The organism is Amycolatopsis sp. PSD-21 (assembly GCF_055561455.1).
The window spans coordinates 3,601,342-3,622,792 of the sequence record NZ_CM145712.1 but is presented as its reverse complement, the minus strand read 5'-3'; the positions used below and the strand labels follow the sequence as shown (position 1 = coordinate 3,622,792).

The 21,451-nt window shown below is 70.1% G+C and carries 18 protein-coding genes; 9 read left to right on the top strand and 9 right to left on the bottom strand.

Annotation, left to right across the window (positions count from 1 at the left end):
* Window positions 1–70 precede the first annotated feature (70 nt).
* The 7 genes from fabG to ACZ1DY_RS17135 all read left to right on the top strand — a co-directional run bounded on the left by fabG (window position 71) and on the right by ACZ1DY_RS17135 (window position 6,410).
* The gene (gene fabG, locus ACZ1DY_RS17165; protein ID WP_465484932.1) at window positions 71–832 is read left to right on the top strand and encodes a 3-oxoacyl-ACP reductase FabG; all 762 of its coding nucleotides are present in this window, start codon (window positions 71–73) and stop codon (window positions 830–832) included.
* A gap of 3 nt (window positions 833–835) precedes the next feature.
* A complete protein-coding gene (locus ACZ1DY_RS17160) occupies window positions 836–1,288 on the top strand; it encodes a MaoC family dehydratase (RefSeq protein ID WP_126735814.1) in 453 nt (150 codons plus the stop codon).
* 90 nt (window positions 1,289–1,378) lie between these two features.
* Window positions 1,379–2,404 carry a phosphotransferase family protein gene (locus ACZ1DY_RS17155; RefSeq protein ID WP_465484931.1) on the top strand — a complete coding sequence of 342 codons (1,026 nt, stop codon included), beginning with the start codon at window positions 1,379–1,381 and terminating at the stop codon, window positions 2,402–2,404.
* A gap of 2 nt (window positions 2,405–2,406) precedes the next feature.
* On the top strand, window positions 2,407–3,630 hold the full coding sequence (locus ACZ1DY_RS17150; RefSeq protein ID WP_257487639.1) for an acyl-CoA dehydrogenase family protein: 1,224 nt from the start codon (window positions 2,407–2,409) through the stop codon (window positions 3,628–3,630).
* 11 nt (window positions 3,631–3,641) lie between these two features.
* Entirely contained in the window at window positions 3,642–4,823 is a 1,182-nt protein-coding gene (locus tag ACZ1DY_RS17145; RefSeq protein ID WP_465485676.1) for an acyl-CoA dehydrogenase family protein, read from the top strand.
* Window positions 4,820–5,935, top strand: a complete 1,116-nt coding sequence (locus ACZ1DY_RS17140; protein ID WP_257487640.1) for an acyl-CoA dehydrogenase family protein — start codon at window positions 4,820–4,822, stop codon at window positions 5,933–5,935. Before ACZ1DY_RS17145 ends, ACZ1DY_RS17140 begins: the two co-directional genes overlap by 4 nt.
* Window positions 5,936–6,017: 82 nt before the next feature.
* Complete coding sequence (locus tag ACZ1DY_RS17135; protein ID WP_126735809.1) at window positions 6,018–6,410, top strand: DUF7715 family protein; 393 nt, start codon at window positions 6,018–6,020, stop codon at window positions 6,408–6,410.
* A 3-nt stretch (window positions 6,411–6,413) separates the two neighbouring features.
* Here the strand turns inward: ACZ1DY_RS17135 and ACZ1DY_RS17130 are convergent, their stop codons facing one another.
* Window positions 6,414–7,031: a TetR/AcrR family transcriptional regulator gene (locus ACZ1DY_RS17130; protein ID WP_126735808.1), complete on the bottom strand. Its 618-nt coding sequence runs from the start codon at window positions 7,029–7,031 to the stop codon at window positions 6,414–6,416.
* Between the two features lie 173 nt (window positions 7,032–7,204).
* Here ACZ1DY_RS17130 and ACZ1DY_RS17125 point away from each other — a divergent pair, with 173 nt between their 5' ends.
* Together ACZ1DY_RS17125 and ACZ1DY_RS17120 are read left to right on the top strand one after the other, a co-directional pair.
* Entirely contained in the window at window positions 7,205–9,988 is a 2,784-nt protein-coding gene (locus ACZ1DY_RS17125; RefSeq protein WP_465484930.1) for an AAA family ATPase, read from the top strand.
* Between the two features lie 204 nt (window positions 9,989–10,192).
* Entirely contained in the window at window positions 10,193–12,562 is a 2,370-nt protein-coding gene (locus tag ACZ1DY_RS17120; RefSeq protein WP_465484929.1) for a BTAD domain-containing putative transcriptional regulator, read from the top strand.
* A 240-nt stretch (window positions 12,563–12,802) separates the two neighbouring features.
* On the opposite strand, the gene gntA is transcribed toward ACZ1DY_RS17120, so the two are convergent.
* From gntA to ACZ1DY_RS17080, 8 genes are all read right to left on the bottom strand, one after another.
* Window positions 12,803–13,507, bottom strand: coding sequence for a guanitoxin biosynthesis heme-dependent pre-guanitoxin N-hydroxylase GntA (gene gntA / locus ACZ1DY_RS17115; RefSeq protein WP_126735805.1), 705 nt, complete (start codon window positions 13,505–13,507; stop codon window positions 12,803–12,805).
* Complete coding sequence (locus ACZ1DY_RS17110) at window positions 13,504–14,262, bottom strand: 4'-phosphopantetheinyl transferase family protein (protein WP_465484928.1); 759 nt, start codon at window positions 14,260–14,262, stop codon at window positions 13,504–13,506. Before ACZ1DY_RS17110 ends, gntA begins: the two co-directional genes overlap by 4 nt.
* Window positions 14,259–15,005 (bottom strand): thioesterase II family protein, encoded by a 747-nt coding sequence (locus tag ACZ1DY_RS17105; protein ID WP_465484927.1) that lies wholly within the window; start codon window positions 15,003–15,005, stop codon window positions 14,259–14,261. The genes ACZ1DY_RS17110 and ACZ1DY_RS17105 overlap by 4 nt, the downstream gene beginning before the upstream one ends.
* Entirely contained in the window at window positions 15,002–16,051 is a 1,050-nt protein-coding gene (locus ACZ1DY_RS17100) for an HAD-IIIC family phosphatase (RefSeq protein WP_126735803.1), read from the bottom strand. Before ACZ1DY_RS17100 ends, ACZ1DY_RS17105 begins: the two co-directional genes overlap by 4 nt.
* Complete coding sequence (locus ACZ1DY_RS17095) at window positions 16,048–17,187, bottom strand: acyl-CoA dehydrogenase family protein (protein ID WP_465484926.1); 1,140 nt, start codon at window positions 17,185–17,187, stop codon at window positions 16,048–16,050. Before ACZ1DY_RS17095 ends, ACZ1DY_RS17100 begins: the two co-directional genes overlap by 4 nt.
* Window positions 17,188–17,199: 12 nt before the next feature.
* Window positions 17,200–17,451 carry an acyl carrier protein gene (locus tag ACZ1DY_RS17090; RefSeq protein ID WP_465484925.1) on the bottom strand — a complete coding sequence of 84 codons (252 nt, stop codon included), beginning with the start codon at window positions 17,449–17,451 and terminating at the stop codon, window positions 17,200–17,202.
* 225 nt (window positions 17,452–17,676) lie between these two features.
* Window positions 17,677–18,522: a 3-hydroxyacyl-CoA dehydrogenase family protein gene (locus ACZ1DY_RS17085; protein ID WP_457955764.1), complete on the bottom strand. Its 846-nt coding sequence runs from the start codon at window positions 18,520–18,522 to the stop codon at window positions 17,677–17,679.
* Window positions 18,519–21,449 carry a type I polyketide synthase gene (locus ACZ1DY_RS17080; protein WP_465484924.1) on the bottom strand — a complete coding sequence of 977 codons (2,931 nt, stop codon included), beginning with the start codon at window positions 21,447–21,449 and terminating at the stop codon, window positions 18,519–18,521. The genes ACZ1DY_RS17085 and ACZ1DY_RS17080 overlap by 4 nt, the downstream gene beginning before the upstream one ends.
* Window positions 21,450–21,451: the final 2 nt, after the last annotated feature.

The window sequence follows — 21,451 nt, the reverse complement described above, 5'->3', positions numbered from 1 at the left end:
GCCCCTACAAAGCAACCGCTTAGTACGGCAGACTCGGGCTCACTTCCACTCGACGACGAGGAGAACACCCGTGACCGAACACCCCTCCCGTGTAGCGATCGTCACCGGCGCCGGCCGCGGCATCGGGGCGGCCGTGGCCAAGCGCCTCGCTTCCGACGGGTTCGCCGTCGGCCTGCTGGACCTCGACGAGGCGGGCGTCAAGCAGGGGGCCGAAGCGATCGTCGCCGAGGGCGGCAAGGCCGTCGGTGTCGCGCTGGACGTCAACGACGCCGCACAGGTCGAAGCCGCGGTGACCCGGGTGGCCGAGGAGCTCGGCGCGCCGACCGTGCTGATCAACAACGCCGGTATCACCCGCGACAACCTGCTGTTCAAGATGACCGAAGAGGACTGGGACTCGGTGCTGGGCGTGCACCTGAAGGGCTCGTTCCTGATGACCCGCGAGGTGCAGAAGTACCAGACGCAGGAGAAGTGGGGACGCATCGTCAACCTGTCCAGCACCTCGGCGCTGGGCAACCGCGGCCAGGCCAACTACTCGGCCGCGAAGGCGGGCATGCAGGGCTTCACCAAGACCCTCGCGATCGAGCTGGGCAAGTTCAACGTCACCGCGAACGCCATCGCCCCCGGCTTCATCGCCACCGACATGACCGCGGCGACCGCCGAGCGGATCGGCATGTCGTTCGAGGACTTCAAGGCCGCGGCCGCGTCGCAGATCCCGGTGCAGCGCGTCGGCACTCCCGAGGACATCGCCAACCTGGCGTCGTTCCTGGTGAGCGACGGCGCCGGATTCATCTCCGGCCAGGTCATCTACGTCGCCGGCGGACCGAAGGACTGAGCCATGCGCGAATTCGCCTCCCTGCAGGAGTTCGAGAACGCCGTCGGCGAGCACTTCGGCTACAGCGACTGGCTGACGCTCACCCAGGACCGGGTGAACCTGTTCGCCGACGCCACCGACGACCACCAGTGGATCCACGTCGACGTCGAGAAGGCCGCCGAGGGCCCGTTCGGCGGCCCGATCGCCCACGGTTTCCTGACGCTGTCGCTCATTTCGGGCTTCGTCGGGAAGCTCTACCGGGTCAACGGGCTCACGATGGGCATCAACTACGGGCTGAACAAGGTCCGGTTCCCCCAGCCGGTCAAGGTCGGCGCGAAGATCCGGGCGGGTGCCGAGCTGGTCGAGGTCACCGACGTCGCCGGTGGCAAGCAAGCCGTCGTCAAATGGACGATCGAGATCGACGGCGAACCCAAACCGGCGTGCGTCGCGGAGATGGTCGTCCGGCTGATCGCCTGACAAGGTGACGTCCGGCACCTCGCCGGACCACCACTACCCGACATACCGACTGGTCGGTACTGTAACCGGAAAGCGAGCGCTGGAGGCACCATGAACCAGTCCGACCTGCCGGGCCTCGACCTGGCCAGGCTCAAGGCCCATCTGGACGAGTACCGGCCCGGTCTCGTCCAGGGCGAACTGAGCGGCCAGGTCGTGGAGGGGGGCCGGTCCAACCTCACCTACATAGTGGGCGACGGCCGGTCCCGCTGGGTGGTCCGCCGCCCGCCGCTGGGCCACGTCCTGCCGACCGCGCACGACATGGGCCGCGAGTACCGGGTGATCACCGGGCTGCACGGCACGGCGGTCCCGGTGCCGGAAACCGTGCTGCTGTGCGAGGACACCGACGTCATCGGCTCGCGGTTCTACGTGATGGAGTTCGTGGAGGGCACGCCTTTCCGCTCCGACACCGAGCTCGCCGCACTCGGCCCCGCCCGGACAAAGGCGATCGCGGAGGAACTGGTCGACACCCTGGTCGCCCTGCACGCCGTCGATCCGGAATCGGTGGGGCTTGGTGATTTCGGCCGCCCGGAGGGTTTCCTCGAACGCCAGTTGCGACGCTGGAAGAAGCAGCTCGACGGCAACCGCAGCCGCGACCTCCCCGGCGTCGACGAGCTCCACGACCGGCTCGCCTCGTCGGTCCCCGAATCGGGCAAGCCGTCGATCGTCCACGGCGATTACCGCCTGGACAACGTGCTGGTGAACGCGGACGACCGGATCACCGCGGTGCTGGACTGGGAGATGTCCACCCTCGGCGACCCGCTGACCGACCTCGCGCTGCTGGTGGCCTACGCCGAACGCGACAAGGTCTCGCTGCAGTTCGTGTCCAATGCCAGCTCGGCGCCGGGTTATCCGCGCAACGACGAGGTCATCGCGCGGTACGCCGAGCGTTCCGGGCGCGACGTCTCCCGGCTCAACTGGTACGTGAGCTTCGCGTTCTTCAAACTCGCGGTGATCCTGGAAGGCATCCACCTCCGCTACAGCAAGGGACAGACCGTCGGCGCCGGATTCGACGGCATCGGCTCCGGCGTCGTCCCGTTGATCGCGCACGGCAATGAGACTCTCAAGGAAGAGGGATAGCGATGGACTTCGCCTTCGACGCGAAAACCGAGGAACTGCGGGGAAAACTCCTCGAGTTCATGGATTCGCACATCTACCCGGCCGAGGCCGTCTTCGAGGCTCAGCTGGCCGAGCGCGACAGCGAATGGTCGCAGCCGCCGATCGTCGAAGAACTCAAGGCCGAGGCCCGCAAACGCGGGCTGTGGAACTTCTTCCTCCCCGGTGACCACGGCGCGGGGCTGACGAACCTGCAGTACGCGCCGCTCGCCGAGATCACCGGCCGCAGCCTCCGGCTCGCGCCGACCGCGCTGAACTGCGCGGCGCCGGACACCGGGAACATGGAAGTCCTGACCATGTTCGGCACCGAGCAGCAGAAGAAGCAGTGGCTCCAGCCGTTGCTGGACGGCGAGATCCGGTCCGCCTTCGCGATGACCGAACCCGACGTCGCCTCCTCCGACGCGCGCAACATCGCCACCAGCATCCGCCGCGACGGCGACGAGTACGTCGTCAACGGCCGGAAGTGGTACATCTCCGGCGCGATGAACCCGAACTGCAAGATCTTCATCGTGATGGGCAAGACCGATCCGGACGGCCCGCCGCACAAGCAGCAGAGCATGATCCTGGTCCCCCGCGACACCCCGGGTATGACCGTGAAACGCGGTATGCACGTGTTCGGCTACACCGACGGCGATCACGGCGGCCACGCCGAAGTGGTCTTCGAGGACGTCCGCGTGCCCGCGGAGAACCTCATCGCCGGCGAGGGTGACGGGTTCGCCATCGCACAGGCCCGCCTCGGACCGGGGCGGATCCACCACTGCATGCGCGCCATCGGCATGGCCGAGCGCGCGCTGGAACTGATGTGCCGCCGGGCGCTTTCGCGCGAGACGTTCGGCAAGCCGATCGCCGAACAGGGTGTGGTGCAGGACTGGATCGCCGAGGCGCGGGTCAAGATCGAGCAGCAGCGCCTGCTGGTGCTCAAGACCGCGTGGCTGATGGACACGGTCGGCAACCAGGGCGCGCACACCGAGATCCAGGCGATCAAGATCTCCACGCCGATCACCGTCGAGTGGATCCTCGACAAGGCCGTGCAGCTGTTCGGCGCCGGTGGCGTCAGCCAGGACTTCCCGGTCGCCGAGATGTGGGCGCAGGTGCGGACGCTGCGGCTCGCCGACGGGCCGGACGAGGTGCACAAGCGCTCGCTGGCGCACCGCGAGCTGAAGAAGTACCGCGGAGAGGTGACACGGTGACATTCGAAAACATGACCACTGTGGACGATCTCAAGCGGCGCGTGGCCGAGCTGCTGGCCGCGTATCCGCCGGAAAGCACGCCACGTCAGGACTTCCTCGACACGCGGTTCGACGCCGGGCTGGCATGGATCCACTTCCCCGAAGGCCTCGGCGGCCTGAACGCGCCGCGATCCCTTCAGTCCGTTGTGGACAAAGAGCTCGCCGCGGCGGGCGCGCCGGACAACGACAAACGGCGGATCGGGATCGGCCTCGGCATGGCCGCGCCGACCATCCTCGCCTTCGGCACCCCGGAACAGCACCGGCGCTTCCTTCGTCCACTGTGGACCGAGCGCGAGGTGTGGTGCCAGCTGTTCAGTGAGCCGGGCGCCGGATCCGACCTGGCCGCGCTGGGCACCCGGGCCGTCCGCGACGGCGACGACTGGGTGGTCACCGGCCAGAAGGTCTGGACGTCGGGCGCGCACAAGTCGCAGTGGGCGATCCTGGTCACCCGCACCGACCCCGACGTGCCGAAACACCGTGGCATGACGTACTTCCTGTGCGACATGACCGCCCCCGGCGTCGAGGTCCGGCCGCTGCGCCAGATCACCGGCGAGGCCGAGTTCAACGAGGTCTTCCTCAGCGAGGTCCGCATCCCCGACGCGCACCGCCTCGGCGCGGTCGGCGAGGGCTGGAAGGTCGCGCAGACCACGCTGATGAACGAACGCGTCGCCATCGGCGGCACCGAGTTCCCGCGCGACGGCGGCATGGTCGGCGTCGTCGCGCAGACCTGGCGGGAGCGCCCGGAGCTGCGCACGTCCGAACTGCACGACAGGCTGCTGAAGCTGTGGGTGGAGGGCGAAAGCCTGCGGCTGGTGAGTTCGCGGCTGCGCCAGCAGCTCGCCGCGGGCGCGCCGGGACCGGAGGGGTCCGCGGTCAAGGTCGCGTTCTCCGAGCTGAACCAGGCCGCTTCCGGGCTGGAGATCGAGCTGCTCGGCGACGAGGGCCTGCGGTACGACGACTGGACGATGCGGCGTCCCGACGGCGTGAACTTCCTCGGCCGCGAGGCCGGTTACCGCTACCTGCGCGCGAAGGGCAACTCCATCGAGGGCGGCACCTCGGAGGTCCTGCGCAACATCATCGCCGAGCGCGTGCTGGGGCTGCCGTCCGAGCCGCGGATCGACAAGGACGTCGCCTGGAAGGACCTGCCCCGATGACCGACCTGCTGTATTCCGAGGTCGAAGAGGACCTTCGCGCCAGCGTCCGCGATCTGTTCTCCGATCGGGCGGAACCGGCGGCCCTGATCGCCAGGACCGAGACGGCGGAACCGTACGACCTGAAGCTGTGGCGCACGCTCGCCGCCGACCTCGGCACGGCGGGCCTCGCCGTCCCGGAGGCGCTGGGCGGGCACGGCGCTTCGGCACGGGAAGTCGCCGTCGTGATGGAGGAACTCGGGCGCAGCGTCGCCCCTGTCCCCTATCTCGGCAGCGCCGTCCTGGCGACGTCGGCCCTGCTGGTGGCCGACACGTCGCAGGCGGAAGTGGCCGAGCCACTCGGGAAACTGGCCGCGGGCACGCTCATCGGCGCGCTGGCGATCCCGCTGTCGACAGCGCCCGGCGCCGGGTTCCCCTCGACGGTCACGGCGGCTGCCGACGGCACGCTCAGCGGCCAGGTCCGCAGCGTCGTCGATGCTTCGGTGGCCGAACTGATCGTCGTCCCGGCGGTGGGGCCCGACGGCCCCGGCCTGTACACGATCGACGCATCGGCGTCGGGGGTGACGGTCGCCGAGGCGATTTCCCTCGACCTCACCCGGCGCATCGCCGACGTCACCTTGGAGAACGTGGCCGCGAAACGCGTCGCCGGCGGCTCGGAGGCGGCGTCCGCGCTCGACACGGCACTCGTGACCGCGGCGGGGCTGCTCGCCTCGGAACAGCTCGGGATCGCCGAATGGGCGCTGACCGAAACGGTGCGCTATCTCAAGGAGCGCTACCAGTTCGGCCGTCAGGTCGGTTCGTTCCAGTCGCTGAAGCACCGGCTGGCGAACCTGTACACGGATCTGGTCAACGCCAGGGCGACCGCGCGCTACGCCGCCGACTGCCTGGCTTCCGGCGACGACATCGCGATCGCCGTCGCGGTCGCACAGGCCCGTAACTCCCCCATCGCCGTCCACGCCGCCGAAGAGGCGATCCAGTTGCACGGCGGGATCGGCATGACCTGGGAGCACCCCGCGCACTTGTACCTGAAGCGCGCGAAGAGCGACGAGATCGCGTTCGGCACTCCTGGGCGGCATCGCGCCGCCCTCGCGCCGCTGATCGATCTGCCCGCCTGACCCGCCCGGCGGGGCCCGTCCCGGAAACTGTCGGACCCCGCCGGTACAACTGTTCGAACATCCGATCGAACAGGGAGTCAGCATGAAACTGCTCGTGGCCACCGCGAAGACCCAGGGCGCGCGGGAGAACGATTTCGATCACTGCGTGGAAGGCGAGCTGCTCTGGGTCGCCCCGCCCTGCGGCGACGGCGAGAGTTCGCCCGATTCCCGCTGCGGCTGCGGCCGGGCGTTCGGTGGGCTGAGCTCGCACCGCGGAACGACGACGGCGCTCGTCGCGGACCTGCCCGGCTTCACCTTTTCCGACTACGCCGACGCGTTGCGGTCGAGTCTGGCCGCTCAGGGCTGGCCGCCCGAAGCCGCCGAAGACGTGGCGACGGATCTGCTCGCCCTCGCGTCCGAGTGGGAGGTGGGGACGGTGCTCGAACGCCGCGAAGACTGGTTCGCCGAGCGGCTCGTGTCCGCGCCGCCGGGCTGAGCGCTACTCGGGTCGCAGCGCGGCCAGCAGCAGATCGGCGAAATGGTCGCCGATCTGGCGGGCCGAGAGCGCGCCGCCACGCCGGTACCACGAACCGAGGTGGTGCACCGACCCGAAGAAGAAGTCGACGATCACGTCGGCCGGTTTGTCCGCGCGGAACTCGCCGGACTCCTGGCCTTCCTCGATTAGCGTGCGGAAGCGCTCGTGGTACTTGCGGCGTTCCGCGCGCACGGCCTTCTGCTTCTCCACGCTGAGCTGGTGCATGGACTGCATGAAGATCGTGTTGTCGTCGAGGTTGTCGATCGTGCTGACGACGACGTCGGAGGCGGCGGAACGCAACCGTTCCCGCAGCGGTGCCTCGCTCGAAACCACTTTTTCCAGTTGCTCGGTCTGCGCGCGCAGCACCCGGGCGTAGATCTCGTAAAGGAGGTCGTCCTTGGAGCCGAAGTAGTGGTACATCGCGCCCTTGGTGACCCCGGCGGCCTCGACGATCTCCTGCACGGAGGTGCGGTCGAAACCCTTCTTCGCGAAGAGCTTCGTGGCGTGCGACAGCAGACGGCGCGGGACGGCGGCCTGGTCCTCGCCGACGGCCTCGGCCTTCCTGGTGGTCGCTCGTGTCATGGCCGGCCCCTTCTCGTGCGGACACTCAGCATACCGGCCGGTTTGTCGACGGCCGGGTAACCGCCGGTTCCCGGGAGTGATCACCGGCCACTGGGCGCACGGGAGGGCCTCGATCGCCCGATTCATACGGTTGGGTGACGGCCGGCCCGGCCCCGTCCTGGTGAACTGGGCGCATGAGTACCAGGCACCCGGGCGCCGGGACCGGACCATGGGCGGACGTCCGCGTCGGGGAGGTCGGGATCCTGCGGGACGAAGCCGCGCTTGGTACGACCCCGCTGACGGTGCTCGCCGGGGAGCCGGGCTGCGGCCGCGGCACGGTGCTGGACAAGCTCGCCGAGGAGCTCACCCCGTCGGCCAAGGTGCTGGTGGTGCGGCTGGCCGAGCTCGACCGGACGCTCCCGTACGGGGTGATCTTCCGGCTGCTCGTCCTGCTCGGCGGCGACCGGGCCGAGGAGGAGCCCGCACGGCGTTCCGTGCTGGCCATGCTCGCCAGGGCGGGTGAGACCACGCCGACCCCGGAGACCGTCGCGAAGATCGCGACCGCCGTGTTCGCGCTCCTCCGTGTCCAGACGCCGCTGGTGGTCCTGGTCGACGACGCGCAGTGGCTCGACGAGCACACCGCCCGGCTGGTGAGCGCGCTGCTGCACCGTTGCACGGCGGAGACACCGATCAGCGTGGTCGCGACGGTGCGGATCGGCGCTGGCGACGACCTGTCCGAGAGTCCGGCATTGAAGGGCGCCTTCGCCCGGCTCGTGGCGAGCGGGCGCGCGAAATTGCGGTTCCTCCGGCCCCTTTCGCGTGCGCAATCGCGGTCACTGCTGACGGGACTGGTCTCGGCCTTGCCGAACGACGGCCTGGTGAGCGAGCTGCACACCGCCGCCCGGGGCAATCCCGCCGCTCTGACCGCGCTCGTGCGCGGCTACCGGGCGGCCGGGGCCCTGCGGATCGTCGACCGCACGGCGTATCGCGTCGAGCGGGTCGACCAGCCGGTGGCCACCGAGGAGCATCCACTCCTGCTGGCGGTGACCGAGGCCGGTGGCGGCGTCAGGGAAGTGGCCGAGACGATGGCGGTGCTCTGCCCGCTCGGCACCGCCGCCCCCGGCCTGGCCGCGACCGCGCTCGGCTGGCGCGAGGACGATCTCCGGGCGGCGCTCGGCAGGCTCGTCGCCGAACGTGTCCTGGTGCGGGAGCACGACGGCGGGCACCGGTTCCGGGTCCCCGCCGTACGAGACGCCCTGCTGACGAAGATCGGGCCGTACGCCTCGCGCAGCCTGGCCGCGCAAGCGGTCCAGGCGGTGTGGTCCGGTTCCGCGTCCGCGTCGGATCCGGACGTGGTGCTCGACTGGATCACCCAGGCCGGGTCGCTCGTCGACACGAGCCGCGCGTCGCGCGAACTCCTCGAGAACGGCAAGCGTGTCCTGTTCACCGACGGCGCGAAGGCGGAACGCTGGCTCCACGCGACGCTGTCCTGGGTGACCGAACCGCCGGCGCGGACGGTCGTGCTGATGCTGTTGAGCGCGGCGAAGGCGTTGCACTACCGGGCGGCCGAGGCCGGGGACTGCGCGCGGCAGGTGCTCTGCAAACATCTCGGCCACCTCGAACCCGCGGAGGCACAGGAACTTTCGGTCGTGTTCATCTCCGGGCTCGCCGCCCGTGGCGACCTCGGTGAGCTCGCCGAGATCGCCGCTGGCGCGTCGCCGGTGCTCCCGGACGACCCGGCGCTGATGGTCATCAACCGGGCCTATGCCCTCGTGCTGAGCCATCGGTGGATCGAGGCGCGCGACCTGCTGGAGCGAGCGCGCGCGGTGTGGACCGGCAGCAACGACATCACCGCGGACTTCGGCATGATCTTCCTCGCGGCCTGTGGGGTCGTGCTAGGCGACACGTCCCAGCTGCATGCGCTCATCGCGCATCCGGAACTGTGGCGGGCGGCGCATCTTCCGCAGTACCGCATCGAACAGCGCCGGTTCGAGGTGGAGATGCTGCTGCAACTGGGAGAACTCCGGCAGGCGCGGCGGCTGATCACCGAGGCCGGGATGAGCATGGACCAGTTGCCGGGGCCCAATCTGTTCGCGCTGAACTACCTCGGCGGGGACTGGCCGGAGGCGATGGAACTGGCCCGGCGGACGATACTGGGCGGCACCGATCCGGCCCGGCCGCTGCACTGCCTGCTGACGCAATGCGCGATCCGGATCCTCGGCGCGCAGGGCAGGCTCTCCAGGGCCAGGGCGCTGGCCGCCGACAGCCGCCCGGCCGGGATCCGGCACACGATCGATCTCGCCGAATCCAGCGTGCTCAGCAAACTCGGTGACACCGAAGGCGCGGACGCGTTGCTGTACTCCGCGGCGCGCAGCGCCGACGCGGGCGGCTATCTCCTGGGCACCGAAGACCTCTGGGCCGATCTGGCGCGCTCCGCGCTGGCGCGAAACAAACAACGCGAAGGTGAACATTGGGTGCGGCGCTCCGCGCGCACGGCGACCCAGCTCGACACCGCCCGCGCGCACCAGAATCACTACCTCGCTCGCGCGGCGGTGCATCGCGAACCCGCCTCGGCCCGGCGCGCCGCGGCCATCGCGCGCGAACGCCTGGACGTTCCCTACGAGTCGGCGATGACGCTCCTTCGGGCGGGCCTCGCCGGGCACCGGCCGGAGCAGTCGTGGACCGAGGCGTACGAACTGTTCGGCGAGGTCGACGCCTGGTACTGGCGTGGTCGGGTGCGGAAACTGTTGCGCGACAACGGCTTCGCCGGGCCCGGCCGGACGGAGACGACCGCCGAGAACGAGCGTCTGCTGGCGATCCTCGTCGCCGAGGGCCTCACCAACCGTCAGCTGGCGGTCGTCCTCGAAACGAGCGAGAAGAGCGTGGAGGGCAGGCTCAGCAGGCTTTTCTCGCGGACCGGGTACACGTCCAGGGTGGAACTCGCGGCGGCGATCCTGACCGGCGAATACCTGACCTGACGCATTCAGAGGACTGAATGCGGGGTGGGGCGCACGCGTCTAGCAGGTGCGAACGTCCACAGTCAACACATCGGGCGGTAACTGGCATCGTTCTCGGGTGCCACTGGCACCGAGCCAGTATCCGCGCCGCGGCGTTGTCCGGGGGCGGGGTGCGGGGCCACGGTGGAGATCGTCTTCGCAAGTCCCGAACAAGGTGGTGACCCCGTGCGTTTCGACCTCCTCGGCCCCTTCAACGTCGTGCACGACGGACGTCCGGTCGTGTTGCGCGGGGCGACCCAGCGGGCCGTGCTCGCCTATCTGCTGTTGCGGCACAACGAGGTCATCGCCACCAGCACGCTGCTGCAGGCGATCTGGGCGGACGAGATCCCGGCCACCGCGCGCAAGATGGTGCAGAACGCCGTTTCGGGGCTGCGCTCGACGCTGGCCCAGCGGACCGGCGCCACCGAGCAGGCGATGCTGCTCACGCACGCGCCCGGTTACCTGCTGCGCGTCGACAGCGAGCAGGTCGACGCCGCCCGGTTCCGGCGGCTCGCCACCGAAGGGCGGACGGCGCAGGCGGCGGGTGACGTCGAGCAGGCCGTGTCGGCTTATCGCGACGCGCTCTCGCTGTGGCGTGGCCCGGTGCTCGCCGACCTCACCGAGACCGGTGTGGTGTGGCCCGAGCTGGTCGCGCTGGAGGACCAGCGGATCGCCGTCCACGAGGATCTTTTCGGGCTGGAGCTGGACCGCGGGCACCACCACGAGGTGCTCGCCGATCTGCGCGGGCTGGCGGAGGCCAACCCGAACCGCGAGCGGCTCAACGCCCAGCTGATGACCGCGCTCTACCGCTGCGGCCGTCACGTGGACGCGCTCGAGGTCTACCGCGCCACGCGGGCCAGCCTCGCCGAGGGGCTGGGCCTGGAGCCGGGCAAGGAGCTGCGCGAGCTCGAACGCGCGATCCTCCAGCACGACGAAACCCTGCTCACCCGGCGGCCGGATCCGGCGCCGCGTCCCGAACCCGAGCCCGCTCCGGTGGTCGAGCCGCTGCCCTTCACACCCGCGCCGGTGATCGCCTTGCCTCGTACGGAACCCGTCGAGAGCGAACGGAAGCCGGTCGTCGCGGTCGGGGTCGCCCTCGCCACGCCGGACGACGACCCGGAAGAAGCCGTCGAGGCGCAGGCGCGGTTGCGGACCGTCGTCGAGGAGGAAGCCATCGCCGCGGGCGCCTATCTGCCCGGCGAGTCGGGGCCGGTCGTGCTGGCCCTGTTCGGTCTTCCCCGGACCGGTGACGACGACGCCGTCCACGCGACCCGGACGGCGTTGCGGATCCTCGACCGGCTGGCCACGGCCGGGATCGCGACCCAGATCGGGGTCGACAGCGGCGACGTCCTCGTCGAGTTCACCGCCGACGGCCCCGGGCAGGTGGCGGGTCCCGTGCTGGACCGCTGTGTCCGCTCGGCCCTGCGCGCGCCCGAAGGCCGGATCCGCGTGTCGGACGCGGTCCGCGAAGCCTCCGAGCCCGCCGTGGTGCACGAAGCATCCGAAGACTCGCCTGGCTGGTGGCACGCCGTCTCGGCCCGTCAGCATCCGATCGCCGAACCCGCCGATCCCGGCGGCTTCGTCGGCCGGGACCATGACCGCGACCTGCTGACCCACCTTCTCGGTTTCGTCGAGCGCGGCCGGCGCCCGCATCGGGTGACGGTGTTCGGCGAGCCCGGGATCGGCAAGACACGACTCCTCGCCGAGTTCGCCGAGACCCTGTCCGAGCAGCCGCGGATCCGGGTACTGGACGCCGGGGCCGACGTCACCGAGGCGTTCGCCGTCGTTCCCGGGCTCCTCCCCCAGACCGCGTCCCGGCTCCGTACCGAGGGCGGTGACGCGGCGCTTCGGGCCGCTGCCACCGAACTGACCGCCTACGGGCCGCTGGTCGTGCTGGCCGATGACCTGCACCGCGCCGACTCCGAGACCCGCGACTCCGTCGACAGGCTCGGTGAAGCCTGCGCCGGGCTGCCGGTGCTGATCGTCGCGTCCGCGCGGCCCGGGCTGTTGGAAGCCGAACACGGCGAGCGATGCGGCACGACGGTGACGCTGGCCCCGCTCGCCGACGACGCCGTCGGCAAGTTGCTCGACAAGCTGCTGCCCGGCACCGCCCGGCTCATCCGCGGCAGGCAGGAACTGATCACCAGGATCGGCGGTAACCCCAGGTTCGCGCACGCGTACGCCGAGGAGGTACACGGCCGAACCACCCCGTTTCCGGGGCTCGGCCAGGCGATGACGCCGCCGCTGGTCCGCCGGGCGCTCGCCGCGCAGCTCGACAACCTGCCCGCCGCCGAGAAGTCGCTGCTGAAGGCGGCCAGCCTCACCGGGGACGCCTTCACCGCCGAGGACGTCGCCGCGGTCTGCGGCCGCGACACCGCCGAGATCGAGGGGACGCTGTCCCGGCTTGCGAGCCTCGCGGTGCTGCGCCGTGACGACGACGGCTACACGTTCCGCCGCGCGACCTTGCGGGAGCTGGTCTACCAGCGGATCCCGCGCGCGACCCGCACCGCGCTGCTCCGGCGCCCGGCCCCGCGCCGCGTCGAAGCCCTCGCCTGACCGGAATGCCACCGGGCCAGAAGACGTAACTCACGTGCTTGAACACGTAACTCGCGTGCTTGAACACGTACCTCGCGTGCTTGGAGGCGTAACTCGCGTGATCACGTGAGTTACGCCTCCAAGCACGCGAGTTACGGCTCTGATCACGTGAGTTACGCCTCTGGACACGCGAGTTACGGGTCGCCGCAAGACGAAAAGCCCCCGGCCGCCGAAGCGGACGGGGGCTTTGTCGTGACGGGATCAGCCGGTGGGGCGCTGCATGACGTCCGAGGTGTACTTGACCGAAGAGGGCTCGTGCCGCGAGGTGAACGGGCACTTCCAGTCCTCTTCGGTCATCCGCCCGGAGAAGTGCCGGGACGGCATCTGGTACTCGTAGGTGGTGAAGCTCGGGTTGACCGAGCCGTTGTTGGTCGTCTCGCGTTTACGGATCGCGTCCTGCATCGAGAAGAACTTGTCGCCCAGCAACATGAACTGCATCAGCGAGTTGAACGCGATCGCCGGCCGGGAGAACCGGCGGCTCGCCCGGGACGAACCCGGGTGCATACCGACGACGAAGAACGAGTGACCGGCGACGTGGAACCCGAAGTTCGGTTCGTTGGGATCCGAGGTGGCGCCTTCGTCGAGGCCGTAGGTGCGGCTGTCGATGTCGTGGATGAGCTGGAGATGGCGCCACAACAGGCGTTCGTACTCCTCTTCGCCGAGAACCCCGCCGGGCTCCTCGAAGGTGGACACGAACGTGCGGAAACTCTTGTCCGACAACGTGGGCCGGATGTCGCGGGCGTAGCCGAGCATGTCGCGGTAGTGGGCACGCGCCGACTCCGGATCGCCCAGCGCCGGGTAGTGACCGTGGACGATCGAGCCCTTCTTCAACGCCGCGCGAGCGCCGAGACAGCTGAACTCCGTGGTCTGGATGAACGCTTCGAGCTCCGCTTTCGGGTCGCTCATTTCACTCCGCCTTTCCGGTGCTCCCCGGCCGTTCGCCGCCTGCCGGGAAGCCAGTCGAAGGCGCGCACGGTGACCGGGCGCGCCGGGACGGCCAGCGCGGCCGCGTTGCCGGCGCCGGCGTCCAGTTCCGTGATCGTCCATTCAGGACGGCCGTCGAGTACGACGTCGCCGCCGGTGAGGGTGAAGGAGGGCCCCGGCAGTCCGGCCAGCCCGGTGCCGTCGACCTTGAGGTAGGCCTCCTTGCAGGTCCAGTACCGGAAGAAGGTCAGCGGCTCGCGGACCGCGGCGGCCTCTTCCGGACGCAGTGCCCGCGCGGCGAGGCCGTCGTGGTCGACCTCTCGGACCTCCTCGACGTCCACGCCGACCCGGACGCCGTCCGCGACGGCGACCAGCGCCAGCGTGCCGGACCGGGACAGGCTGAACTCGATCCCGGTCGTGCCGTCCAGGGCAGGCCGGTCACCGTCGCGGGTGAACCGCAGCTCGGACGGTGGAGTGCCCGTGTAGGACGCGAGGATGTCGCGCAACGCGACGTGCGCGGCCAGGAAACGGGCCCGTTCCTCGTCCACCGTGATGGCGGCGGCCCGGCGCAGCTCGTCTTCGGAGAGGGCGCCGAGCAGACTGTATGCCTCGGACGAGCCCGGGGCGAGCACCCGCGCGAGGGCGACCCGCCAGACGTGCACGTCCCGGCCTGGGCGGAGCCGTTCCCCCAGCGCGCCCGAGGGCTGCTTCCACGCCGAGAACCACTGCGTGGTCATCGGCCCAGTTTCCGGTGGATCACGTCCAGCAGCGCCGTCCTGTGCTGCTCGAGATAGAAGTGCCCGCCCGGGTAGGTCACCATCGTCGAGTCGGTGGCGAGTTCGAGCCACGCCGCCAGCTCGTCCAGATCGGCCCGCGGGTCGCGGTCGCCGCCGAACACGGTCAGCGGCACCGGCAACGGCTCCCCTGGGACATGCCGGTAGGTCTCGTTGACGGCCAGATCGGCCCGCATCAGCGGCAGGAACATCGCCAGCAGCTCGCGCTCGCGGCGCAGGACGTCCGGCAGGCCGCCGAGGGCGTGCAGTTCGGCGGCGAGCCGCTCGTCGGGCAGCGCCCGCAGCTGGAGCCGGGTGTCGGGCAGCTGCGGGGCCGCCCGCCCGGATACGAACAGGTGCTTCGGCAGCGTGGCCCCACGCTCGGCGAGCCTGCGGGTGAGGAGGTACGCGGTCAGGGCGCCGACGCTGTGCCCGAAGAACGCGAAGTCACCGGTGAGCGCGTCGCCGAGGCCCTCGATCGCCGCCTCGACCAGGCTTTCGACGTCTTCGTGCGGTGTCTCGCGACCGCGTTCGGCGCGGCCGGGCAGCTGGACCGGCAGGACGACCAGCTCGTCCCCCGCCGCGAGGACCCAGTCCCGGTAGACCGCCGCGCTCGCTCCGGCGTGCGGGAAGCAGAACAGCCTGGTCACCCCGGCCGGCGGGAGCCCGCCGGGCAGCCAGGGACGTGCCGTGCTCGGAGCGGTCATCGCAGCTCCATCGTCAGATAGGGCGGCGGCGGCTGGATCGTGCTCAGGTCGGATTCCAGGACGAGCCGGTCGCCGTCCCGCGAGATCTCGGTGAAGCCCGCGAACGCGTAGGTCACGTACATGACCCGGTTGCGGCCGGTCTCGACGAAGTCCGCGCGCAGTTTCGCGCCGTCCTCCTTCGCCAGCCCCATGATGTGGTTGAGCAGGACCGTGCCGACCCCGCGCGACATCACGCGGCACGACATCAGCATCATCCGCAGATGCCAGGCGGGCGCGCCGCGTTCGGCCAGCGCCAGGCCGATCTTGCCGTAACCGCCGTACTTGTCGGAAAGGGACGCGACGAGCAGCACGTGGTCCGGCGAGGTGCGCAGCTCGTCCAGCTCGTCGTAGGAGTAGGTCCGGCCGGTCGAGTTGAGCTGGTTCGTGCGGACGGTCAGTTCCTCGGCCCGCTGCAGATCCTCCCGCTGGGCACGGGCGATCGTGAACTTCATGTCCAAAGTGGACAGGAACTCCTCGCTGGTGCCCTCGTGGTCCTGTTCGACCTGCTCCCGCACGGCGGCCGCGCGGTAGAGCTCGCGGCGCACCCGCGACTCGTCGGTGACGAACTTCGGCCGGAACTCCTCCGACGCCAGTGCCTCCCCCAGCTTCGCCACGTCGACGGTCTTGACCGAAGGCAGCGCGTGCGCGACCTCGGCCAGCTCGAACGGCTGGTCGTCGACGAACGCGATCGCGTCGAGACCGATGTTGAGCGCCTTCGCGATCCGTTCCACGGAACCGGATTTGGGGTTCCAGCTGATCTGCGGGTACAGGAAGTACTCGTCGAGCCCGGCCGCCTTCAGCCGCGCCATCGCCGCTTCGTGGTCGTTGCGGCTGGCCACCGAATGCAGGATGCCCAGCTCGTCCAGCCGCTTGATCTCCGCCACGACCTCCGGGCGTACGGTGACCTCGCCGTCCTCCAGCAGGGTGCCGTCCCACAGTGTGTTGTCCAAATCCCACACGACGCATTTGATGCGGCCGCGTTTCGGTTTCTCCAGTACCCCGGTCATCCCGGCACCTCCCGGTACGCCTCGTCCGCGATGGTCAGCTCCTGGATCTGGGTGCTGCCCTCGATGATTTCCATGACTTTCGCGTCGCGGTACAGCCGTGCCACCGGATAGTCCGGGCCGCAGCCGTTCGCGCCGTGGATCTGGACCGCGTCCGAAGCCGCCTTGGCCGCGGCCGTGGACGCGAAGTACTTGGCCACCCAGGTCGCCATGATGGTCGCCGGATCGCCCGCGTCCTTGAGCCGTCCGGCCTTCTCGCACAGCAGGCGCGCGGCGTCGCGCGCGGTGACCATCTCGCTGACCTTGGCGCGGATCTGCGGCAGATCCCGCAGCAGCCCGCCGCCCGCCGAACGCTCCGACGTGTAAGCGGCCGACGCCGAGAGCGCCGCCCGCACGATCCCGACCGAACCGCACGCCACGCTGTAGCGCCCGAGGTCGAGCGCGCCGGTCATCACCGTGCCCGCCGCCCAGCCCGGCGGGCCGACCAGCGCGGACGGGTCGAGCCGGACGTCGTCGAACTCGATGGTCGCCAGCATGCTCGCCGTGGTGCCGAGCATGTGCCGGACCGGCGTCACCCGGACCCCCGGATGCTCCGCGGGCACCAGGAACGCACTCATCCCGGTGGCCGTGCCGGCGAACACCAGCAGCAGCCCGGCGACCTGGCCGCCGGTGATCCAGGTCTTGCGTCCCCGCAGGGTCCAGACGCCGTTCTCGGCGACGGCCACGGTGCCCGCGGCCGTCGAGTCGCTGCCGCTGAAGTCCGGTTCGGTCAGGCAGAACGAGCCCAGCGTCGCGCCGTCGGACAGCGCGGGCAGCCAGCGCTCGCGCTGTTCGTCGTCACCCCAGCGGTGGACCGTCGCGGTCACCATCGTGTGCACGGTGAGCAGGCTCCGCAGCGAAGAACAGCCGCGGCCCGCCTCCTCGTGCAGCCGCCCGAGGGTGACCATGTCCAGCCCGGCGCCGCCGGCTTCGACGGGGAGGAACGGGGCCCACAGTCCCAGCTCCCCCACCCGCCGCAGCACCTCCGGGGGGATGCGCTCGGCCCGGTCCCACGCGTCCGCGTGCGGGCCGACCTCCTCGTCGACGAAACGCCCGACCACCTCGACCGCCGGCGTTTCGGGCCGTGTCCTCGCCCTCACGTCGTTCTCCGTTCAGTGCGCGGCCGCGGCGGTGCGCCGCTCGACCAGCTCGGTCATCCGCGTGACGGTGCGGAAGTTGTCCAGCTTCAGTTCGTCGTTGGGGATCCGCGTGGCGAACGCCTTCTCGATGAACATGACCAGCTCCATCGCGAACAGGGAGTTCACGAAGCCCAGCGCGAAGATGTCCTGCTCGTCGGTGAACGACAGGCTGGGGAACTTCGCGCCGATGAAGCCGCGGATCTCACCGCGGACGTCCTGCGACATGGTGGATGCCTTTCTCCTTGAAGGAAATGGTCTTCCTGAGGGCCGAGTGGTGGTCGCGCCGAAGAAGGGGTTGCGAAAGCCACTTTCGCAACCTTCGACGTTGCCGAAGTGGCTTTCACAACTCCGTCGTCCGGCTATCCCCGTTCGATCGGGCGACCATGTCGCGAAAGCCACTTTCGCGACGTCTGATGTCCCGAAAGTGGCTTTCGCGACACGTCCCCGCCTTCAGCCGCTGTAGTTGTAGAAACCCTTGCCGCTCTTGCGTCCGTGCAGCCCGGCCGCGGTCATCTGCTTGAGCAGCGGGCAGGGCCGGTACTTGCTGTCGTTGAACTCGTCGTAGAGCACCTCGACGCTGTAGAGGATCGTGTCGACGCCGATCAGGTCGGCGGTCTCCAGCGGGCCCATCGGGTGCCCGAAGCAGCCGCGGAACACCTCGTCGACCGTCTCCGCGTCCGCGACCCCTTCGTGCACGAGGAAAGCCGCCTCGTTGACGGTGAGCATCAGCACGCGGTTCGAGACGAACCCGGAGGCGTCGTTGACCGGGATCGGCTTCTTCCCCATCGAGAGCAGCAGCTCGCGCACGGTGTCCTTTGTGGACTCGCTGGTGTGGTAGCCGGGGATGAACTCGCACGACGGCTTCATCGGCACCGGATTCATGAAGTGCACGCCCATCACCTTGTCCTGGCGCCGGGTGAGCGCGGCGACCTTGGTGATCGGGATGGCGGAGGTGTTGACGACGAACACGGTGTCGGCCTTGCAGGCCTCGTCGAGTTTCGGGTACAGGCGGGACTTGAGGTCCCAGTTCTCGGTGATGTTCTCGATCACCACCTCGGCCTCGGCGAGCAGCGCGAGCTCGGTGCCGAAGGTGATGCGGCCCAGCACCTCGGCCGCGTCGATCTCGGGGCCGCCGAGCATGCGGCTCATCCGGCATTCGAGTTCGATCCGGTCGCGGGCGTCGGCCAGTTTGCCCGGGTCGACGTCGATGAGCACGGCCTCGTGCCCGCTGGTGGCGAGATTCTGCGCGACCCCGGTGCCCATCACACCGGCGCCGACGACTCCGACGAGGGTCATCGTTCCTCCTTGGCTGCGTTGCTCGTGGTCAGGTCCAGCACGCCGTCGAGCCGGCCGTGGGCGGCCCGCACGGCGTCGGCGCCGCCGGGGTGCTCTTCGGCGAACACGACGGTCGCGCCCAGTTCGGCACCCAGCCGGGTGGCCAGGTGGCGGGCGGTGACGTCCAGTTCGCCTTCGATCAGGTAGACCGGGGTGTCGACGGACCGGGCGCCGAGCGCGACGTCGGCGGCGGCCCGGGTCGGCTCGATCCAGTAGCGGTCGCGCTGGAACGGATAACCCGGCAACGTGGTCTTCCGCGGGTCGCGGCCGTCGTGATAGGCCCGCCAGTCGATGTCCGCCCCGGAAAGCCAGGCGCGGCCGAGCGCTTCGGTGAGCACGGCCGTGTCCTGGCGGGGGTCGGCCTCGCCGGGCAGGGTCGGAACCAGCAGCGGCCACGAGGTCTGCGGGAAATCGGGGTGACCGCGGAACATCGAGCCGAGCGACTGCCCGGCTCCCAGTTCCAGCAACACGGTATCCGGGGAAACACTGGCAAGATGCTCGATCATCGCGGCGAACCGTACGGGGCGGCACATGTGCTCGGCCCAGTAGCCGGGATCCTTCAGCTGCTTGAGCGTGATCGGCGCGCCGGTGACGTTCGACAGGTAGGGCACTTCCGGCTCGCGCGGCGTGAGGTTCTTCCGCGCCCACGCGGTCAGTTCGGCCGCGACCGGGCGCAGGGCCCGCGAGTGGAAGGCATGCGTGGTGCGCAGCGGCCTGGCTGGGATGCCGTGTCCGGCGAGTTCGGCGGCCAGCTTTTCGACGCCGTCGCCCGCGCCGGACACGACGATCATCCGCGGCCCGTTCACCGCGGCGACGTCGACGCCGAACGCGGTCACGTCGCCCACCAGCGCGGTGAGTTCGGCGGCTCCCAGCGGGACCGCGGCCATCGCGCCTTCCGGCAGCTTCTCGATCAGCTTCGCCCGGGTGGCGACCAGCGCCGTGGCCTCTTCCAGCGTCAGGGCGCCCGCGAGGGTGGCGGCGGCGAACTCGCCGACGCTGTACCCGGCGAGCACGGACGGCTGGACTCCCCACGCGCGCAGCAGACGCCCGAGCGCGTAGCCGAGGGTGAACACGGCGGGCTGGGTGACCGACGGAGCCGCGTCCTCGGTGTCGGTCGCACGGCCCAGCAGGCGGGCCAGATCACCGCCGCCGGAACCGCGAGAGCCGTGCAGGTTCGCCGTCGGGTCGGTGCCGAGATGCTCACGGAACAATGCGGCGCATTCGTCGACGGCGGCCTTGAACTCCGGCTCGCTGTCGTAGAGCCCGCCTGCCATGCCTCGGTACTGTTCGCCGACCCCGGCGAGCAGGAAGCCGGCTTTCCGCGGTTTCGAGTCCGCTTCGGCCGTCACGGTCGCGAACGCGTCGGCGATGTCGTTCTCGGAGGAAACGACCGTCATCCGCCGGTGTTCGAACGCCTTACGCCCGTTGTGCAACGTGTACGCGACGTCCGCCAGGTCCGTCCACTCAGGACTGACAGCGGCCAGCCTGCCGGTCATCGCGTCCGCCGCCTCGGAGGTCCGCGCGGACCACACGAGCAGCTGATGCGGACGGGCGGACGGACGCTCCGGGCAGTCCTCCGGCGCTTCCTCCAGGACGACGTGGGCGTCGGTACCGCCGAAGCCGTAGGCGCTGACACCCGCCAGCCGGGGCCGTTCGCCGCGTGGCCAGTCACCCAGCTCCGTCTGCACGACGAGCTTGTCGCCGCTGTGGGCGAGCTGCGGATTGGGCTTCTCGAAGTTGACGGCGGGCGGCAGCTTCTCGTGGTGCAGCGCCAGCGCGGCCTTGATCAGCCGGGCGACACCGCCCGCCTGGTTGATGTGCCCGAGGTTCGCGTCGATCGAACCGAGCGTGACCCGCTCGACACCGTCGACGTCGAAGATCTTCTGCAGCGCGGAGATCTCGGCGACGTCACCGAACGGGGTGCCCAAAGTGGACACTTCGATGTGGTCGATCTCGTCCGGCTCGACATCGGCGGCGGCCATCGCCTCGGCGACGACGGCGGCCTGGCCGGGCACGCCCGGCAGGTTGAACCCCTGCCGCGCGCGGTTGCCCTCGTGGTGGATGGCCCAGCCCCGGATCACCGCGTAGACGCGGTCGCCGTCGGCCAGCGCGTCCTCCAGCCGCCGCAGCACGACGACGCCGAGACCGTTGCCGGGAACCTTGCCGTTGGCGCCCGCGTCGAGAATCCGGTTGATCCCGTCGGGCGCGAACCGGCTGCCCTCGCGGTAGAGGTAACCCGGTTCCTGAGGCACGACAACGGAAACCGAACCGGAAACGACCAGGTCGGACTCTCCGGTGAGCAGGCTGGAGCAGCCCTGCGCGACGGCGGCGAGCGCGGTCGAACTGCAGCTCTGCACACTGACCGACGGGCCGGTCAGGTCGAGCGCGTACGACAGCCGGGACGCGAGCAGATCCTTCTCGTTCTGCAGGATCAGCTGGTCCGGTCCGACGGTCAGCGCGGTGACGTCGTTCGACAGCAGGTTCGACAGCAAGTACGTGCTCGGGGCGCCGCCGGCGAACACCCCGGCGAGCCCTTCGATCCGGTCCGGGTCGACGCCAGCGTCCTCCAGCGCGTGCCACGCGCATTCGAGGAACAGCCGGTGCTGCGGGTCGAGGAGTTCGGCGTCGGCGCGGCTGTAGCCGAAGAACTCGGCGTCGAAGCGGTCGATACCGGGCAGCAATCCGGCGGCGGGGACGAAGGCGGGATCGTCGGCGACTTCGGCGGGCACTCCCGCGGCCAGCAGTTCGGCGCGGGTCATCCGGGTGATGCCGTCGCGGCCGGCGCACAGATCGGCCCAGAACTTGCCGATGTCGGGCGCGCCGGGGAAGTTCCCGGCCATGCCGACGATCGCGATGTCGTCGCCGGTGTCCCGTTCTCGCGTGGTCATGG

Excerpts from the sequence above, each read along its gene's own strand:
- ACZ1DY_RS17160 (WP_126735814.1), top strand. The coding sequence starts at position 836 with ATGCGCGAATTCGCCTCCCTGCAGGAGTTCGAGAACGCCGTCGGCGAG.
- ACZ1DY_RS17155 (WP_465484931.1), top strand. The coding sequence starts at position 1,379 with ATGAACCAGTCCGACCTGCCGGGCCTCGACCTGGCCAGGCTCAAGGCC.
- ACZ1DY_RS17150 (WP_257487639.1), top strand. The coding sequence starts at position 2,407 with ATGGACTTCGCCTTCGACGCGAAAACCGAGGAACTGCGGGGAAAACTC.
- ACZ1DY_RS17145 (WP_465485676.1), top strand. The coding sequence starts at position 3,642 with ATGACCACTGTGGACGATCTCAAGCGGCGCGTGGCCGAGCTGCTGGCC.
- ACZ1DY_RS17140 (WP_257487640.1), top strand. The coding sequence starts at position 4,820 with ATGACCGACCTGCTGTATTCCGAGGTCGAAGAGGACCTTCGCGCCAGC.
- ACZ1DY_RS17135 (WP_126735809.1), top strand. The coding sequence starts at position 6,018 with ATGAAACTGCTCGTGGCCACCGCGAAGACCCAGGGCGCGCGGGAGAAC.
- ACZ1DY_RS17130 (WP_126735808.1), bottom strand. The coding sequence starts at position 7,031 with ATGACACGAGCGACCACCAGGAAGGCCGAGGCCGTCGGCGAGGACCAG.
- ACZ1DY_RS17125 (WP_465484930.1), top strand. The coding sequence starts at position 7,205 with ATGAGTACCAGGCACCCGGGCGCCGGGACCGGACCATGGGCGGACGTC.
- gntA (WP_126735805.1), bottom strand. The coding sequence starts at position 13,507 with ATGAGCGACCCGAAAGCGGAGCTCGAAGCGTTCATCCAGACCACGGAG.
- ACZ1DY_RS17110 (WP_465484928.1), bottom strand. The coding sequence starts at position 14,262 with ATGACCACGCAGTGGTTCTCGGCGTGGAAGCAGCCCTCGGGCGCGCTG.
- ACZ1DY_RS17105 (WP_465484927.1), bottom strand. The coding sequence starts at position 15,005 with ATGACCGCTCCGAGCACGGCACGTCCCTGGCTGCCCGGCGGGCTCCCG.
- ACZ1DY_RS17100 (WP_126735803.1), bottom strand. The coding sequence starts at position 16,051 with ATGACCGGGGTACTGGAGAAACCGAAACGCGGCCGCATCAAATGCGTC.
- ACZ1DY_RS17090 (WP_465484925.1), bottom strand. The coding sequence starts at position 17,451 with ATGTCGCAGGACGTCCGCGGTGAGATCCGCGGCTTCATCGGCGCGAAG.
- ACZ1DY_RS17085 (WP_457955764.1), bottom strand. The coding sequence starts at position 18,522 with ATGACCCTCGTCGGAGTCGTCGGCGCCGGTGTGATGGGCACCGGGGTC.
- ACZ1DY_RS17080 (WP_465484924.1), bottom strand. The coding sequence starts at position 21,449 with ATGACCACGCGAGAACGGGACACCGGCGACGACATCGCGATCGTCGGC.